Source organism: Crocosphaera chwakensis CCY0110, from assembly GCF_000169335.1.
GTDB classification, from domain to species: Bacteria; Cyanobacteriota; Cyanobacteriia; order Cyanobacteriales; family Microcystaceae; genus Crocosphaera; species Crocosphaera chwakensis.
The window spans coordinates 192,190-209,351 of sequence record NZ_AAXW01000001.1; the positions used below are offsets into that span (position 1 = coordinate 192,190).

General features: G+C 38.3%; 16 protein-coding genes and 1 tRNA gene. 11 read left to right on the top strand and 6 right to left on the bottom strand.

Annotation, left to right across the window (positions count from 1 at the left end):
- Positions 1 to 128: 128 nt before the first annotated feature.
- The 4 genes from CY0110_RS01010 to CY0110_RS01025 all read left to right on the top strand — a co-directional run bounded on the left by CY0110_RS01010 (position 129) and on the right by CY0110_RS01025 (position 3,052).
- Positions 129 to 1,235 (top strand): alkene reductase, encoded by a 1,107-nt coding sequence (locus tag CY0110_RS01010; protein ID WP_008272661.1) that lies wholly within the window; start codon positions 129 to 131, stop codon positions 1,233 to 1,235.
- Positions 1,236 to 1,480: 245 nt separating this feature from the next.
- On the top strand, positions 1,481 to 1,810 hold the full coding sequence (locus CY0110_RS01015) for a hypothetical protein (protein WP_008272662.1): 330 nt from the start codon (positions 1,481 to 1,483) through the stop codon (positions 1,808 to 1,810).
- Positions 1,811 to 1,854: 44 nt separating this feature from the next.
- Positions 1,855 to 2,394 (top strand): GIY-YIG nuclease family protein, encoded by a 540-nt coding sequence (locus CY0110_RS01020; protein WP_008272663.1) that lies wholly within the window; start codon positions 1,855 to 1,857, stop codon positions 2,392 to 2,394.
- A gap of 148 nt (positions 2,395 to 2,542) precedes the next feature.
- Complete coding sequence (locus CY0110_RS01025; protein ID WP_008272664.1) at positions 2,543 to 3,052, top strand: Tic20 family protein; 510 nt, start codon at positions 2,543 to 2,545, stop codon at positions 3,050 to 3,052.
- Here CY0110_RS01025 and CY0110_RS01030 read toward each other — a convergent pair.
- Entirely contained in the window at positions 3,012 to 3,839 is an 828-nt protein-coding gene (locus CY0110_RS01030) for a fumarylacetoacetate hydrolase family protein (protein ID WP_008272665.1), read from the bottom strand. The two genes, CY0110_RS01025 and CY0110_RS01030, sit on opposite strands and share 41 nt — an antisense overlap.
- 209 nt (positions 3,840 to 4,048) lie before the next feature.
- On the opposite strand from CY0110_RS01030, the gene rpsF reads away from it, so the two are divergent.
- The 6 genes from rpsF to CY0110_RS01060 all read left to right on the top strand — a co-directional run bounded on the left by rpsF (position 4,049) and on the right by CY0110_RS01060 (position 11,155).
- A complete protein-coding gene (gene rpsF, locus CY0110_RS01035) occupies positions 4,049 to 4,429 on the top strand; it encodes a 30S ribosomal protein S6 (RefSeq protein WP_008272666.1) in 381 nt (126 codons plus the stop codon).
- Positions 4,430 to 4,512: 83 nt separating this feature from the next.
- Positions 4,513 to 5,577: a Gfo/Idh/MocA family protein gene (locus CY0110_RS01040; protein ID WP_008272667.1), complete on the top strand. Its 1,065-nt coding sequence runs from the start codon at positions 4,513 to 4,515 to the stop codon at positions 5,575 to 5,577.
- Between the two features lie 201 nt (positions 5,578 to 5,778).
- A complete protein-coding gene (locus tag CY0110_RS01045) occupies positions 5,779 to 6,699 on the top strand; it encodes a COX15/CtaA family protein (protein WP_008272668.1) in 921 nt (306 codons plus the stop codon).
- A gap of 100 nt (positions 6,700 to 6,799) precedes the next feature.
- Positions 6,800 to 7,744, top strand: a complete 945-nt coding sequence (locus tag CY0110_RS01050; protein WP_008272669.1) for a heme o synthase — start codon at positions 6,800 to 6,802, stop codon at positions 7,742 to 7,744.
- Positions 7,745 to 8,186: 442 nt separating this feature from the next.
- Entirely contained in the window at positions 8,187 to 9,350 is a 1,164-nt protein-coding gene (locus tag CY0110_RS01055) for a GuaB3 family IMP dehydrogenase-related protein (protein WP_008272670.1), read from the top strand.
- Between the two features lie 398 nt (positions 9,351 to 9,748).
- Complete coding sequence (locus tag CY0110_RS01060; RefSeq protein WP_008272672.1) at positions 9,749 to 11,155, top strand: DUF3370 domain-containing protein; 1,407 nt, start codon at positions 9,749 to 9,751, stop codon at positions 11,153 to 11,155.
- A gap of 110 nt (positions 11,156 to 11,265) precedes the next feature.
- On the opposite strand, the gene folK is transcribed toward CY0110_RS01060, so the two are convergent.
- The 4 genes from folK to CY0110_RS01080 form a co-directional block, all read right to left on the bottom strand.
- The gene (gene folK / locus CY0110_RS01065; protein WP_035797935.1) at positions 11,266 to 11,760 is read right to left on the bottom strand and encodes a 2-amino-4-hydroxy-6-hydroxymethyldihydropteridine diphosphokinase; all 495 of its coding nucleotides are present in this window, start codon (positions 11,758 to 11,760) and stop codon (positions 11,266 to 11,268) included.
- A 6-nt stretch (positions 11,761 to 11,766) separates the two neighbouring features.
- Entirely contained in the window at positions 11,767 to 13,026 is a 1,260-nt protein-coding gene (locus CY0110_RS01070; RefSeq protein WP_008272674.1) for a DUF481 domain-containing protein, read from the bottom strand.
- A 62-nt stretch (positions 13,027 to 13,088) separates the two neighbouring features.
- Entirely contained in the window at positions 13,089 to 15,746 is a 2,658-nt protein-coding gene (locus CY0110_RS01075; protein ID WP_008272675.1) for an efflux RND transporter permease subunit, read from the bottom strand.
- A 138-nt stretch (positions 15,747 to 15,884) separates the two neighbouring features.
- Complete coding sequence (locus tag CY0110_RS01080) at positions 15,885 to 16,220, bottom strand: hypothetical protein (RefSeq protein ID WP_035797937.1); 336 nt, start codon at positions 16,218 to 16,220, stop codon at positions 15,885 to 15,887.
- Positions 16,221 to 16,466: 246 nt separating this feature from the next.
- Between CY0110_RS01080 and CY0110_RS01085 the strand changes: the two genes are divergently transcribed.
- Positions 16,467 to 16,537 (top strand) — tRNA-Cys (locus CY0110_RS01085).
- 45 nt (positions 16,538 to 16,582) lie between these two features.
- Here CY0110_RS01085 and CY0110_RS01090 read toward each other — a convergent pair.
- Positions 16,583 to 17,146, bottom strand: coding sequence for a 2'-5' RNA ligase family protein (locus CY0110_RS01090; RefSeq protein ID WP_008272677.1), 564 nt, complete (start codon positions 17,144 to 17,146; stop codon positions 16,583 to 16,585).
- Positions 17,147 to 17,162: the final 16 nt, after the last annotated feature.

Sequence of the window (17,162 nt, forward strand, 5' to 3'; positions counted from 1 at the left end):
TATTTTTTAGGGACAATTTCTTAATTGTCTCTTAACGATATCAAAGTTTTATATTTCAAATGAGTTACTCAAAAGTCATCTATTTCAGATAAAATTTATAATAGTAATTGATTAATTTCAAGAAAAAAATGAATAATTCACACACATTATTTGCTCCTTGTCAAGTTGGCAATATTACTCTAAAAAATAGGGTTATTATGGCACCTTTAACTCGTTCTAGGGCGGGAGAAGAAAGAATGCCTAATGATCTCATGAAAGAGTATTATATGCAAAGGAAATCAGCAGGATTGATTATTAGTGAAGCAACCGTTATCTCTCGGCAAGGATGTGGTTGGGTACATAGTCCCGGTATTTATTCAGACGAACAAATGGAAGCGTGGAAACCTATTACCCAAGCACTTCATGAAAAAGAAACCCCTATTTTCTTACAACTTTGGCACTGTGGAAGGGCATCTCATAGTAGCTTTCAAGAAAATAATCAATTACCTGTTTCTGCCTCTGCTATTAAACTAAATGAAGACTATATTCATACCCCTATTGGTAAACAACCTTACGAAACTCCTCGCGCTTTAGAAACCGAAGAAATTCCCCGTATTGTTGAAGATTATCGCTTAGCTACTGAAAGAGCGAAAAATGCTGGTTTTGATGGAGTTGAGATTCATTCAGCTAATGGTTATTTAATCGATCAATTTTTACAGTCCAAAACAAATCATCGAAGCGATAAATACGGGGGAAGCATTGAAAATCGTTATCGTTTCTTAAAGGAGATTGTTGAAGCAGTATTAACAGTTTTCCCTGCTAACAAAATAGCAGTAAGATTATCACCCAACGGTGATTTCAATGATATGGGTTCTCCTGAATATAGAGAATTATTTACCTATGTCGCTCAACAGTTAAATAATTATGACTTAGCTTATCTTCATATAATAGATGGCTTACAGTTTGGTTTTCACGAGTTAGGTGAACCCATGACATTAGCAGACTTTCGTCAGGTATTTGATGGGGTATTAATGGGAAATTGTGGTTATAGTAAAGACAGTGCAGAAGCAAAGATTAGAGAAGGAAATGCTGATTTAATTGCCTTTGGAAGACCTTTTATTAGTAACCCCGATTTAGTGGAAAGGTTTGCTAATAACTGGCCGTTAAATCCTCCTGCAGATATGCAGTATTGGTACTCCTTTGATGCAGAGGGTTATATTGATTTTCCTACCTACGAAGAAAGTAAAAAAAGTTAATAATAGGATAGGCAAATGATTAAGTCCATTTAGAAAAATCTTAAATACAATAAGAAGAAATATCTTCTTTTCCTCAATCTTCTCCCTTTTAGGGAGGAGTAATCATTCTCTATTATTAATTCATAAAATGATTACTAATCTTAAATGTTAAGTCTCATTACAAAAATAGGTTTAGGTCTTGCAAGAGGTTAAGGGTATTCAGGTATGATAACTAAGATGATTTTCATAACTAAATTTTAATCAGAATGGGTTTTAAAATAATTGAAAACTTTGATGCCAATTTTATCCTTGCCTCGGAAGCCAAAGAAACCTTATTTAAGTTATTAAATAATTCAGAGTTTGTTAAACAAATTTCTCAACAATTGTCAGAGAAAAGAATATCTATCCAATTTACTGAATTATTATTTCAACCTGTTCCCTACAGTAGCCAAACCCCCAAAGGGATGCCCCAAAAATTCGAGAAATATCATAATTCTGATGAGCATATTATTATTAATGTTCCCCCAACTTTCATGTTTAAAGCTAAAATCTTTAACCCCAGTCGCCTTTGTGCTATTTACCGCCTCATTAAGTAATATTTCTTGTCCTTAACTTCATTTTTTTTCTTGAGAACTAACTTATGATTACCAAAACTCAACTCTCTAGTTTAAACAGTTTAGACCATTTACCTTACTTAGACGAAAATGGAATTATTTCCGAAGAACTACACAAAAAAATTGGAGTGTATGCCATTTTCAACGAAACTAAACAATTAAAATTTATCGGTTATTCTCGTGATATTTATGCCAGTTTAAAACAACATTTAGTGCGTCAACCGAATGAATGCTATTGGCTAAAAGTTGAAATTATTGCCCGTCCCAGTCGCACTATCTTAGAAGAAATTAAATATAACTGGACTCAAGAAAATGGGGATTTATCTATCAATGATGAAACCAACCAAAGCTTATGGACACAACCGATTGATGCCAAAATTTCCATGACAGAAGAAGAACAAGAAACCTATAAAAATAGTGATGAACTAGGAAAAATAAAATTACTCAAAAAAGTTTCGAGAAGAGTGCAAGCAGATATAGAAGAAACCTTAAAGCAACGAGGAAATCAAACAGAAATTCGTTTTAATCCTAAACTAAAAGAACAAGGATTATTAGATTTAAAGTGAAGTAGCTCAACTAATTGCAAAGCAATTTTGATCAAATTGATAATTGCTCGCTGATACTTCGACGTAGCTCAGTACAAGTAACTGATCACTGAATAAATGTTGTACATTAAAAAGTGAAGTCACTTTAACCATCAAGGAGCAACCCGTAATGACTTGGCGTGGTTCAGTCAGTATTCCCGATCGCATTTTTGGTACTTTAGTTTATTGCTTTGCCGTTTATGACACTGTGTTTTTTGGCAGTTTTCTATTACAACAGTTTCCAATTTTTAACTTTCTGTTAATTCCAGCGTTACCCGTAGGACTCACTTATAGTTTATTAGGCACATTACTCGGACCATTAGGACGTTTTGGTAGTTTCCTCGTCTTTATTCTTCTGTTTGCTTTAGTTGTCCGTAACGATCGCGTTAGCCATTTTATTCGCTATAATGCCATGCAATCTATTCTCATCGGCATTCTATTGGCTTTAGCTGGCATTATTATGCAATATGTTTTGATTCCTGCCTTGGGACGTAGTGGTCTTCTCATAGAAACCCTATATAATGTACTGTTTTTAGGGGGTTTAGCAGCCTCGTATTTTTCCATTATCCAATCAGCCTTAGGCCGTTATGCAGAAATTCCTACGATTTCTGAGGCTGCTTATTCTCAGGTTCGCTGGTAGTGAAATTAGAGATTGGCGCACTGATGACAGGGTTTTCTATGCTACCAATCCCCTCAATTTCTATCCGAACGAGATCGCCAACATTGAGGGGACCAACCCCTTCTGGGGTTCCTGTGAGAATAACATCCCCTGGAAACAAGGTCATAATGTGAGAAATATAAGAAACGATTGCTTGAGGAGAAAACACCATATCATGAACCCAAGCAGACTGCCTAGGTTCTGTCTCATTATTAACAAACGTTTGAATAGCAGCAGCAGCACTTAATTCCCGAATCACCCAAGGACCCAAAGGACAAAACGTATCAAACCCTTTTGCTCTAACCCATTGATTGTCCTTTCTTTGAAAATCACGGGCAGTAATATCGTTAGCGATAGTATAACCCCAAATTTTAGTACGGGCTTCTTGTTCAGAACAATTTTTAGTGACTTCTGCAATTACTAAAGCCAACTCTCCTTCATAATCCACTTGTTGAGACTGTTGAGGGTAATAAATAGGCTGCCCTTCTCCAATAAGAGTAGAAGGAGGTTTAAGAAAGAGTAAAGGTTCTTTGGGAACCGTATTACCCAGTTCCTCTGCGTGGGCCTTGTAGTTTCTGCCCACTGCAATAATTTTGGAAGGAAAACAAGGAGCTAAAAATTCATAACTATCAGCTTTTAAGACAACGCCACTGGGTTGTCCTCCATCCCAAGGGGCAGCGTCAAACACCGCCACACTGCGATTAAGATTAAGTGAACCATAATGGATGTTTCCTTGAGTTGTTTTTACTCGAACATAGCGTTGCGGCATAAACTTGAGCAGTCAGTTAGGTTAGAAGTTGACTAAATAGCCATTAAATATCGTAGCCATTCGTCATAAAGTCGTAGTATGATTTTAAAGGAATCTGTCTCAAAAAGAAGACATTTTTTCATTTGATTAGTTTCCGATGATCCTTGCTTCTTGATTTCAAGACCATACATTGATCACGAAGCCAACTTGTCCATAAGGAGTTTAAAGCCATGAGTCGACAGTACGAAATGATTTTTATCTTGCGTCCTGACCTTTCAGAAGAGCAAGTTAACCAAGCGGTGACCAAATACCAAGAATTCTTAACGGAGAATAACGCCACCGACCTACAAACGAAAATTTGGGGCAAACGTCGTCTTGCCTATCCTATCCAAAAAAAGGTAGATGGCATTTATGTTCAGTTTAATTATCAAGCTGATGGAAGCCAAATTGCACCCCTAGAACGGATGATGCGTTTAGGTGAAGATGTCCTGCGTTATCTCACCATCAAATTAGATGACGTATCCTCAGAAACATCCGAAGAAGAAGAACAACCACAAGAAGAAGAACAACCACAAGCAGCAGAACCTGAACCTGTCGCTTCTGAAGCTTAAACAGTTATCAGTGACCAGTGACCACTTACTGGTCATGTTTTTCGGTAAACGACAAATGAGTTGCCAGAAAAGGGTGAAAATCGTTGAAAATTCGATTAGCTATTTTAGGGGTTGGACGTTGGGGAACGCATTTGGTCCGCAATTTTCTAGCCCATCCTCAAGCCGATGTCGTGGCGATCGCTGATCCAGTTACTGATAATTTAAGCAGAATTCAAAAAAAATTTTCCCTCGATCCCCAATCAATTTTATTAACCTCGGATTGGCAAAGCATCAAACAGCAAGTTAACTTAGATGCTATTGTGGTAGTTACCCCGGCATCGACCCATTATCACCTCATTAAAGAAGCTTTAGAATCAGGGTATCATGTCTTAGCAGAAAAACCATTGACCCTTGATCCTGAGGAATGTCTAGAATTAACTCGTTTGGCCGCACAACAACAGCGACAATTAATGATCGATCATACCTATTTATTCCATACTGCTGTTAATAAAGGTAAATGTACAGTAGAAACAGGAAAATTAGGGAAATTACGTTATGGTTATGCCAGTCGCACCCATTTAGGTCCAGTGCGCCAGGATGTTGACGCGCTGTGGGATTTAGCCATTCACGATATTAGTATTTTTAATCATTGGTTGAATGAATATCCCAACAAAGTGCAAGCACAAGGAAAGATTTGGTTACAAAGCGATCGCCCTACTTCTTTATCTCCAAATGGCTTAGGAGATATGGTTTGGGTAACTTTATATTATCCTAGTGGATTTCAAGCAACCATTCATCTCTGTTGGTGTAATCCTGATAAACAGCGTCGACTGTGTGTGGTAGGAAGTGAAGGGACGTTAATTTTTGATGAAATGTCTAAGGATGAACCCCTCATTTTACAACAGGGTTATGTACAATCCCAAGGGGAAAAATGGATTCCTCAAGGCCAACAAAAACAGGTTATTTCGGTGGCCGAAGCAGAACCCCTCAAAGAAGTCTGCGATCGCTTTTTAGATAGTGTTAAAATGAATCGTCCTTGTACGGTTTCTTCTGGAATAGTGGCGACTAAGTTAGTGCAAATTTTAACCGCTTTAAGTCATTCAATGAAAGAAAATGGGGCAATTATTTCTCTTCAGTCCTTAGAAGATAATACATTAAAACTTAATTAAAATTAAGTCTGGAATTGTTAACATAAGTAACGTCATTATTAACTGAATCAAAAGATTAGAAAAAGTTCCTAAAAATCCATGCACAAATCATAAACCCTTGAGTAGAATCTGACTAGCTCTGCTTTTAAAGAGACAAAATTTTGTAGCAAAGTCAACACTTTGTTAACAACAAAATGTGTTAAATAAAGTAATTAGGATGCTATGACAGAATCTGTTCTTACAGGACGAATCAATACCTCAGGCGATCGCCCGAAAGTCCAAAAATGGATGAGATTTTTAGTGTGGAAAATCGCCATCGCCACCCTACTATTAATGGCTGTAGGCAGTGCCACACGGGTAATGAATGCCGGTTTAGCTTGTCCCGACTGGCCCCTGTGTTATGGTCAGTTAGTCCCCACCCAACAAATGAACCTACAAGTCTTCTTAGAATGGTTCCATCGCTTGGATGCTTCTTTGATTGGTTTGAGTACCCTGGCTTTAGTGGGATTGTCTTGGTGGTTTCGGAAAGAACTCCCCAAATGGTTGCCCTGGGCTTGTTTAGGGGCATTAGGGTTGATTGTCTTTCAAGGCATTTTAGGGGGTTTAACCGTCACTCAAATGTTGCGGTTTGATATTGTTACCGCCCATTTAGGAACGGCCCTTCTCTTTTTCGCTACCTTGGTGGTTATCGCCCTCTGTCTAACTCCCTATCAAGGCACCACCACCGCCGGCAAACTGCGTTGGGCGAGTCTCATCGCTGCTATTTTAGTTTATATCCAATGCTTATTAGGGGCGTTAGTGGGTTCCCGTTGGGCTTTGCATCAGTGCTTCGGTGGTTCTCAACTTTGCGCTGTGATGAATAGTCATATTATTGGTGTGGTTCCTGCTACCGTAGCCACCTTAACCGTTGTCTTTATGGCCTGGCGGACACCGGCACTTCATCCTACCTTGAGAAAACTAGCTTGGATAGCCGGGAGTGTCGTGTTGTTACAAGTTCTGTTAGGGGTAGCCACCTTTTACCTACATTTACAGGTAGAACCCTTAACCGTAACCCATCACACTGTCGGGGCTGCTTTATTTGTGACATTAGTAGCTTTGACAACCCTAGGAATGCGAGATGTATCCATAGAAGGCAACAGTTAAGCATCTTGATGGGTTGTCTAACGAATGGCCTTTCTGTGTTTCTCTATTTCTTCGTGCTTAGCACAATAACTTATCAATTAATAGAATTTGGTGTGAATTAATGATTGGGACTGATATTGTCCGTCGTAACGAGAACGTTTTACAAGTGGTTAGAAGTTATTATCAGCTAACCAAACCGAGGATTATTCCTCTTTTATTAATTACCACGGCCGCTTCAATGTGGATCGCCTCTAAAGGAGAAGTGGACTCTTTTAAACTATTCATTACTTTAATTGGAGGAACCCTCGCGGCCGCTTCAGCGCAAGTGATGAACTGTATCTATGATCGAGACATCGATTATGAAATGTTGCGAACCAGGGCCCGTCCCATCCCTTCGGGCCGAGTTCAATCGAGTCACGCTCTTATTTTTGCCTTGGTATTGGCGGTAATTTCTTTTAGTCTCTTTCTTATCTATATCAACCTTCTTAGTGGCTTATTGGCCATGTCCGGCATTGCCTTTTATATGCTGGTTTATACTCATTTTCTCAAACGCAATACCCCTCAAAATATCGTCATTGGTGGGGCTGCAGGTTCCATTCCTCCTTTAGTCGGTTGGGCTGCAGTGACAGGGGATCTCAGTTGGGCCCCTTGGATTTTGTTTGCCATCATTTTTCTCTGGACTCCCCCTCATTTTTGGGCGTTAGCCTTGATGATTAAGGATGATTATGCCCAGGTGAATGTGCCAATGATGCCAGTCATAGAAGGAGAAGAGTCAACGGTACGTCAAATTTGGTGGTATACCTTATTAGTGATTCCTTGCACCTTTTTATTGGTCTATCCTCTGGGAGTTTCGGGTTGGCTATATGGAGTGATGGCTGTGTTGTTAGGGGCGATGTTTATCAAGAAAACTTGGTTACTGAAACAAAATCCCTTTAATAAAGATATGGCAAAATCCTTGTTTAAGTTTTCTATCCTCTATTTGATGTTATTATGTACCGCTATGGTGGTGGATAGCTTACCTTTTACCCATCAAGTTTTTACCGCAATGATCAATTTCGTTAGCTAATAGGGCATTATTTTGTATAGGAAGCAGCAAGAGAACTCAATCTCTCCGCTTCCTGCTGTCGTCTGGGGGGTTTACACAGAAAGTAAAGCAAAAAAGCCCATCGAATAAGGGTTGCAGCCCTCAGACCTCTCGAATAATAAGTACGTTTATTAGGAACAAAAGCGATTAATTGTTGAACCTCATCAGCAAAAAATGATCATGAATTCAGTGATGAATATGCTTTCAAACCAATAAAAAAACTGCTATTGTCTTGGTGCGGTTTCCCTAGGTCGGGAAACCCAACTTAGGTCGCACCGCTTCTTCTGTGACGACCTTTTCATTCGGATCGATGACTAACGTAGTTCACGATGCCTTTTCGTAGGATTAGATCCCGACTTCCCCTTCCCTAAAGCCCTCAAAATTTGGTAGCCTAATCTAATACTTAGGGAATGGATATAGAAGCGTGGATATTATTATTGGTCGTGGTAAAACAGCCCGACGTGCTTACGGTATAGACGAGATTGCACTGGTTCCAGGCACTCGTACCTTAGATCCTAGTTTAGCGGATACCCGTTGGACGATTGGTGGTATTGAGCGCACTATCCCCATTTTAGCCAGTGCAATGGATAGCGTAGTTGATGTGAAAATGGCCGGATTACTCTCAGAGTTAGGGGCGATCGGCGTTCTCAACTTAGAAGGGATTCAAACCCGTTACGATGATCCTGAACCTATTCTCGATCGCATTGCATCGGTGGGTAAATCGGAATTTGTGGGGTTAATGCAAGAACTCTATGCAAAACCCATTCAACCTGAATTAATTAAACAACGTATCACCGACATAAAAAAAAATGGGGGTATTGCTGCAGTTAGTTTAACCCCGGCTGGAGCCTCTCAATACGGTAATATTGTAGCCGAAGCAGGGGCCGATTTATTATTTGTACAAGCAACCGTGGTATCGACGGCGCATTTATCCCCCGAATCTGTTACACCCTTGGATTTACAGGGATTTTGCCAAGAAATGCCCATGCCAGTCGTTTTCGGTAACTGTGTCACCTACGAAGTGGCGTTAAACTTGATGAAAGCTGGCGCAGCAGCTGTTTTAGTGGGAATTGGACCCGGTGCTGCTTGTACCTCTCGCGGAGTGTTAGGGGTAGGGGTTCCCCAACCCACAGCGATCGCAGACTGTGCAGCAGCTAGAGATGATTATCAACAGGAAACAGGCCGTTATGTTCCTGTGGTTGCTGATGGCGGTATTGTCACCGGCGGAGACATCTGTAAATGTATCGCTTGCGGTGCTGATGCAGTCATGATCGGTTCTCCCATTGCTCGTGCAGCCGAAGCTCCTGGACGGGGTTATCATTGGGGTATGGCTACCCCTTCCCCTGTGTTACCGAGAGGAACCCGAATTAATGTGGGAACCACTGGAACCATTGAAGAAATTTTAACCGGCCCTGCTAAATTAGACGATGGAACCCATAACTTACTCGGAGCCTTAAAAACCAGTATGGGAACCCTAGGAGCAAAGGATCTCAAAGGAATGCAAGATGTAGAAGTGGTCATTGCACCTTCGTTGTTGACAGAAGGAAAAGTTTACCAAAAAGCTCAACAGTTAGGTATGGGTAAATAAAAACCCTCAATTTTCCCCAATTAGCCTTATATGGTTTAGTTGGGGCTTTTTTTATCCTAAAAATATTTTAAATAATCTCCCCTGTTCCCTGCTCCCTTGCAACCCAAACAAGCAACTTGTTGATTGACTAACTTTTGCTTTTTGCCTTTTGCCTCTTGCCTTTTGCGTAGCACTATATTACCTAAACCTATCATCCTGATTAACTATTTTAATGAAAGTATCCTAACGATTCCAGGAAAGTTTGTGTTAGCTTAAAAGACCTTGGCAAAGCAAGGGAACTAATTTTTGTTATTTTAGTTCTTTTCTAAAATAGGGATTGACAAATTCCAGTGAATGACGGCAATCTGAAAAAAAGTTAAAATTATTAACTCCGTTTTAAAATTGCTGGTTTTATATTTATGCTTTCTTTACTATCATCATTACTCATCGCACAAACCGCGTCCTATCCCTTGACCTATCGGGAAAGGAACCCTCAATTTATTACTCAACCTCAAGAGATACGCCCATTACCTGGCCAACTCAATGACGTTTTAGTTTTCAATAGCAATAGTCCTGAAGTCATCTCGACAGAAGGAGTTTTATTATCGACGTTTCCCCCCAATGGTAAGCGTCGTCCTGACGCTCATCTCAATTATCCTGTAGAAGGCCGTTTCGATGTTTTCAGTCATCACATCTCTCGACCGGCACAAGGGAATAAAACCCTTTATCAAGGTCTTTTAGTTCATAATCCTACCTCAGAAACAGTGGTAGTCAAGGTGTTACAAGGGGCAAGTTATCTCAACTCTTCTGACGCACCCTTTATTAATCTTCCGCCCATTGTTGAAGATCCATCAGGACAAGTTTTTTCTGGGCCAGGTTCCCGTTTAATGGGGGATATTCTTAGAGGGGTTAACCAAGACGAATTATCTCGTCGTATTGTTATCCCACCCCATCAAAGTCGGATGCTGTTTACCCTTCCTATTAAGCCCAGTAGCGCGCGATCAACGTTTTTACGGGTTTATAGTGATGGTCCTTTGTACATGGCTAATTTAGCCCTTTATGAAGTGGCAGAACAAATTAAATACAAAGAAGGAGACAAAGAGAAAGTTAAGATCGCCTATCGAGAACCTAATCTTAACGAATGGCGACACATTGTTACTAAAGGCGGTTTAATTTATCCGAGAGATTTGGCCCCTACTCCTCCAGATGTGGACTATGGAGATAAAACCATTTATGGCCGTGTTGCAGGTATCTCTGTGGGGTCTGAATGGGAAGCAAGACTGAGCGATGGACAAGGGAAACCTTATCTTACTATTCCTGAACGGGGTGGAGCATTTTCTTATCCCCTCAGTACAGTGACAACGGGAACCCACGGGACACAACAAATACAAAGCGCACCGATGTTAGTGCGTTATCCTGATACCGCTTATAAAGCTCATGGCAACTATGGGGTACATTATAATTTAACCCTACCTTTGGTTAATAAAACCAATGAACCCCAAACCGTAGCCGTCACTTTGCAAACCCCTTTCAAGAAAAATGAATACGCTGATCGCCTAATCTTTTCCCGTCAACCCCAAGGTCAAGTATTCTTTCGTGGAACAGTACAAGTGAATTATGAAGATGGGGAGGGAACCACTCAAGAACGTTTCTTTCACTTAGTACAACGACAAGGACAACAAGGGGAACCGTTGGTAAGATTCAATCTGAAACCAGGGGAACAAAGAATGGTTGAAGTGGATTTTCTCTATCCTCCTGATGCAACACCTCCTCAAGTTTTAACCGTGGAAACCATGCAATTATTCTACGGTAATCTTCCTAATTAAAAGTGTCGGTGTAGGGGGTGTGATATGGGTTAATGTCACCCCCAATTTTGTTATTTTTTGTATCTTTAATGGTTATTCCGAGGAAACGAGGAATCTCATTAAAGTAATCATTATTGAGTGATTGTTCCACAAAGTTTAATTCCTTCATACTTTAACTTGTTAAGGTGTTCTTTGATCGTTTTTTTTGTCATGGGATGTACCCAACTAGCCCCAATGTCGCCCAAAGGAACTAATACAAATGCTCGTTCAAGCATCAGGGGATGAGGTATTTTTAAAGAAGGAGTTTCTAAGATTAAATCACCGTACAATAATAAGTCTAAATCTAAGGTTCTTGGCCCCCATTTTTCTCGACGAATACGCCCAAATTTTTGTTCTATACTCAGTAAAGTTTGTAAAAGATCCTGAGGGGTTAAACTGGTTTCTAAGATAGCACAACCATTAAAATAATTAGGTTGAGGAGGACCTATTGGAGTGGTTTGATACCAAGGGGAATGGGATATTAAGTCGATAGAAGGATGTCTAGATAACAAGGTTATGGTTGTCTCTAAAATGTTTAATGAGTCTCCTAAATTACTTCCTAATGCAATGGCACATTTTGTCATCATTCTTAATTAAAAATCGTAGGTTAATCCTGTAGAAAAATTAATTTCTGAGGTAGGTTTATTGTCTGGTGGAACCCCTAAATAAATATACTGTAAACGCCCTGTTAATGACCAATTTTCAAACAACGGCCAAGATAACTCGCTAATGGCTAAAATTCGAGAGTCAACCGTATCTTCTACGGGTAGATTATAGATAAAAAGTTGACGATAATTTAAGCGTTCAAAAAATATATCTCGGTAACTAATTAAATAACTTACTGTCGGAAAATTAGTGTCATCTGGTTTACCTAAAGAATCTTCATATCTGGCCCCTAAACCCACTCCCATATCTAAACGACGGTTAGGATACTTACGAAAAATATTAATTCCTGGGCCTGCAATTAAATTGAGATCATAATTAATATTATTTTCTTGATCTCGTAGAAATGTATTATAGGTAAAAAATTTCCAAGTTTCGTCAAAATGATGACGATATTCTCCTGTTAAATCAATGGTTGTTTGATCTCTATCCACGACTCTTGCACTATCAAAATCGGTGCTAAATAATCCTCTAAATGCGAATTCATCATACTTCCAGGTTTGTTCTAATCCCAAATTAATAGTAACTTCATTAGTTGTATTTAAAGCGGATTCTATGCTTCCAAAAAAGCTAATACTTCCGTTTAGAGGGGTAGGTTGAAAGGGGAATAAAGAAACGGGTTTTGATGCTTTTGCTATTAATGTCTGACTTTCTGTAAGTAAAATATCTGCAGATTTCTGAGGTTGTCTTAAGGCAATTTCTGTTAAGCGTTGGGCTTGAATTAATTCATCTTCTAAGTTACTTACCAAAATAACAGTTTTTTCTAAAATTTTATTAGCTATTTTACTTTTTCCTAGGTTTTCATAAGCTTGAGATACAGCAAGCATTAATTCAGTTTTTTGATTTAAGTTATCTAATGATTGGATAGTTACTAATGATTGATTAAGGATTTTAATTGCTTTTTTCTTTTCCCCTATTTCTGCATACTTTTGAGCTATTTTTATTAATAATTCCTGCTGTGCTTGAACATCTTTTAAGGAGTTGGCAACCTCTAAAGCTTTCTCTAAAGTTTCTATCTCTCTATCACTTTTTTCTATTTTTGTCAAATCTTTACTATAAGGTAAATTATGATCAATGATGGGATAGTTAAAGTTAGATTTTGGACTAGCGGTCGCTTTTTTCTCTTCTGCATTAATAATAAAAGTAATTAAAATTGTAGTGAGAAATAAAGGATTAAAAAGGAAGGTCATATTAATTTTTTATTTTCACCTTTTCTTAAGAAGATACCTTCCTAATATGACCTAAATCTTACTTAATTGTCAACTCGTTTCATTCTTCTAAAACAGAGTTTTTCCCAACCATCTTCTAATACTGTATAAAGAACAGGAACCACAATTAAACTTAATATAGATGACGTAATTAAACCGCCAATAATAGCAACAGCCATTGGTTGTCTTAATTCTGCACCAGCACCTAACCCCACTGCAATGGGAAGCATCCCTAAAATGGTAGATGCCGTGGTCATAATAATCGGGCGTAACCTAATTTCTCCTGTCTTGAGAATAGCATGATGACGACTGATACCCTGTTGCCTCAATTGGTTAGTATAATCCATCAATAGAATGGCATTTTTATCCAATAGGCCTAACAAGAAGATTAGACCAATTAATGATATCATCCCGAAATCGCTTTGAGTAATTAATAGAGCAAACATTGCTCCTACAATAGATAAAGGCAAAGATAAAAGTACCACAAACAACTCTAAAAAGCGACCAAAAGTTACATATAAAATCACCATCATACAGAGAATAGCAAAGAACAAAGCGATCGCAAATTCTTTAAAAATACTACGGACTTGCGCCGATGCTCCTTGGATATCAAAAGTTACATTATTGGGTAATATTTCTTCAGTGATTGAAATTACTTTTTTAGTAATATCTCCTAACCCAGTTCCTTCGGATAAATTAGACGTTAGATAGATCACTCTTTGTTGTTGAAAATGTTCTACAAATGAGCTTTCAACACTTGCTGATAGTTTAATATCCACTAATCCTGGAATTGTTTCTAAGCGATCTTTCAACTGTTTTGCTGTTGTTTCAAGACTTTCCAAATTGCTACTTAATAGAGCTATTTTTAGAGGACTATCATCACCAGTTTCAATGAAAAGAATATCCTCTACACTAATACTTCCTCCCTTTAGTTTTGGCAGCGTTTCTCTGATTTCTTCTTGAACTTGGCTAGTGGTTAACGTCCGATTATTCTTAAGTTGTACATAAATTCTACCCTTAAGAGGATTACCTTGATAACCGGCGATAGTATAAGCAGATTCAACGTTAGGATCTTCTAAAACGATCCCTTCTAATTTACTGCCTACTCGATAATTTCTACTTAACAAAATACGTTCAGGAGACTCCATTAATCCTTGAAATAATGAAGATCCTTCATTCTCACTCATTCTTTCTTGAGCAGCTTTTAAACGATTGGGAATTTTTGGATTAGGTAAGGTATAAATAACATTAAATTCTCCTCGGTCTAACTTAGGAACAAACCCTTGAGGAATAAAAGGAATTAATCCCAAACCTACAATAAAACTCGCCAATGCAATTCCAATAACAGCCTTACGATGGCATAAAGACCAATTTAAAACACGATGATAAATAGGAACTAAAATAAAGGGTTTATGCTGATGTTCTTCTCTTCTTTTTCTCGGTTTCAGCCAATACATTGCTAGAACTGGGGACAAGGTTCTCGCTACTAATAAAGAAATTAAAACCGCAGCAGCCACTGTCATACCAAACGGTTTAAAAAATTGTCCTAAGTTACCGCCAATAAAAGCAATGGGAAGAAATACAGCAGCTAGTGTTAACGTAGAAGCCGACACCGTTAAACCAATTTCATCTGTTCCTTTAATGGCTGCTTCTTTGGGACTCATCCCCTCATCAATATGACGAGAAATATTTTCTACATCGACAATAGCATCATCAACAATGATGCCAATAACTAATGCTAATCCCAATAAAGTAATGGTTTCTAAATTAAACCCTGCAATCGCCATAACAATAAAGGTTCCCAATAAAGACATAGGAATGGCTAACGCAGTAATTAAAGTGGCTTGAATATTTTTTAAAAAAGGAAAAATAACTAAAACAGCTAAGATAATTGCTCCTAATAATGCTTCTAAAGTGGCTTGACTCGCTTCTTCAATATAATCTGCTTGAGTTTCAGCAATAACTAACTGAACATCAGATAAACTTTCTCGTAAACTAGAAATTTTTCCCTGTACTGCCTCAGCTACATCTAACGTATTTCCATCAGCTTTTTTAATGACTTGAATCGCTAAAATATCCTCTTGATTCAACCGCGTTAAAGTTGGGGGATTTGTAGTTGAACTATTACTATTACCGACATCTCTTAAGGAACTATCTCCTAATAAATCAACCCGTCTGACTCCTGGTAATGCTTCGAGGGAAGGAATGATTTTTTCTTCGGCAATAGATGCTAAAATTTCAACTGGTTGCGTCTCACTGGAAATGGCATAAGTCACCGCCACCGACTCATTAAGGTTAAACGGTGTAACTTCTATGGTTGCGTCGGAGGGTAGCTGAGCTTGTTTCAGGGAATTTTTAACAATTTCTGTTGATTGATCCAGATTTAACCCGGCTGCAAAGGCAACATTAATAATGCTTTGGCCGGGATAAGTTGAAGAAAATAACTCTGCGTCTTCTAGCGATCGCAACGAAGTTTCAATCGGGTTGGTCAACTGTTTCTCTGTTTCTAAGGCAGTTTCTAAAGGTGCAGATCCCTGAACAATAACCACAGGAAATGGAATTTCAGGAAATAGGGCATATTTAAGCGAGCTAAAAGCAAATATCCCTGCCACTGCCACAGCGATCGCGATAAAAAGGGTGACTCGTGCATATTTTATCGCCACGCGGGATATATTCAGATGTTGTCGCCAAGATAGTTTCATAAAGGTTTGCCGTACTCACACCGTTTCTATGGTTATAACAAGGTTTGCTGAAAACTAATATTAAAAAAGTCTTCAGCTAACTGCGATCAGTGGCGAAAGATAATTAAGTATTTATCCTCATGATCGCCTCTTTAGGGTTTAGTCTTCCCAGAGAATGTTATCAAGAACTTCGTCAGAACAATTTTGTCCATAACGGGTTAAAGTTCTTCTGGCGTTATTATCTCCATTTCTATATTGAGCGTAAAGATTTGAAAAAGCCTGGGTTGAGTATTTCTTCTGTAATGCCTGAACCGTACAATTACAGATTTGTGTTGCTTCTGCTTGAGTTAACCCTGCTTTTTTCGCTTCAGGAACGCAATTATTATTACGGAATTGGGTAAAGGGATTGGCAGCATCGGCATTTTGAGCGAAGGATACTGTACCTAGTCCCAATAACAACATTGTCCCGACAAGTAGTTTGTAAGTCTTATTCATAGGATATTTTCGGCGTAAAGATATAGAACGAAAGGCTTTTATTATTAACACGCCTCACCTCCATTTTTAGTCTATACTCACTATTAAGGCTATGGTAAGGGTCGTTATGTCAGTTTCTACCACTGCACAAGTCAGTTTAATCCATCGGATAGGTGTTACGTTTCTTCAGAAAAATTTAGGTTTTGTCTTAATTTAAACCTTGTCTTGCTTGAATTATTTTTGTTATACTTGTAAGAGTGTCTAAATGGCGGCATAGCCAAGTGGTAAGGCAGGGGTCTGCAAAATCCTTATCCCCAGTTCGAGTCTGGGTGCCGCCTTGATTATTTTTTTTGGTAGAGAATACAAAAGCAAATTATTATTAATCATTTAAAACAATATTCCGAATGAATGTCCCAATTTCTGCCATTATGGATTAATAAAGTTATTTCATTAATCACAAAATTGTAGTAAATTTCTTTATCTTTAAATTCTGGCCAAGCTCGATAAAAATTTTTTTTCGTTAAATCTCGAAAAGCAAGGGTTAAATGAGGTGAAAAAGGACGACTTTTAGACACCTGATGGACAATGTTTAAAGAAGATTCTAGATGAAACATTAATGATTTTTGAATTGATAAAAGTTCAGAGGTTTTTAAGACATCAATATAAATAACACGAGGTTTAAAGGCAGAAAACCCTCTTAAAGTCATAGAAAAGGATTGTTGAGATTGCGAGAAATAATTTAATTCCTGAATTAATGGGGGTAAGTTTTCAGTATCCCACTCAAAAGGTGGTTGTAAGGTAACATGAGGCGGAGACTTTAAAGCTGCTTTACTATTATAAATATCTTTAAAATATTCTTTTATTTTTGTCACCTCTTCTTGCACATCTTTAGGAGGAAGTAAGGCAATAAAAAATCTCTTTTTTGAAGGCTTTTTAAAATTATTCATTTTATTGATAGAGACA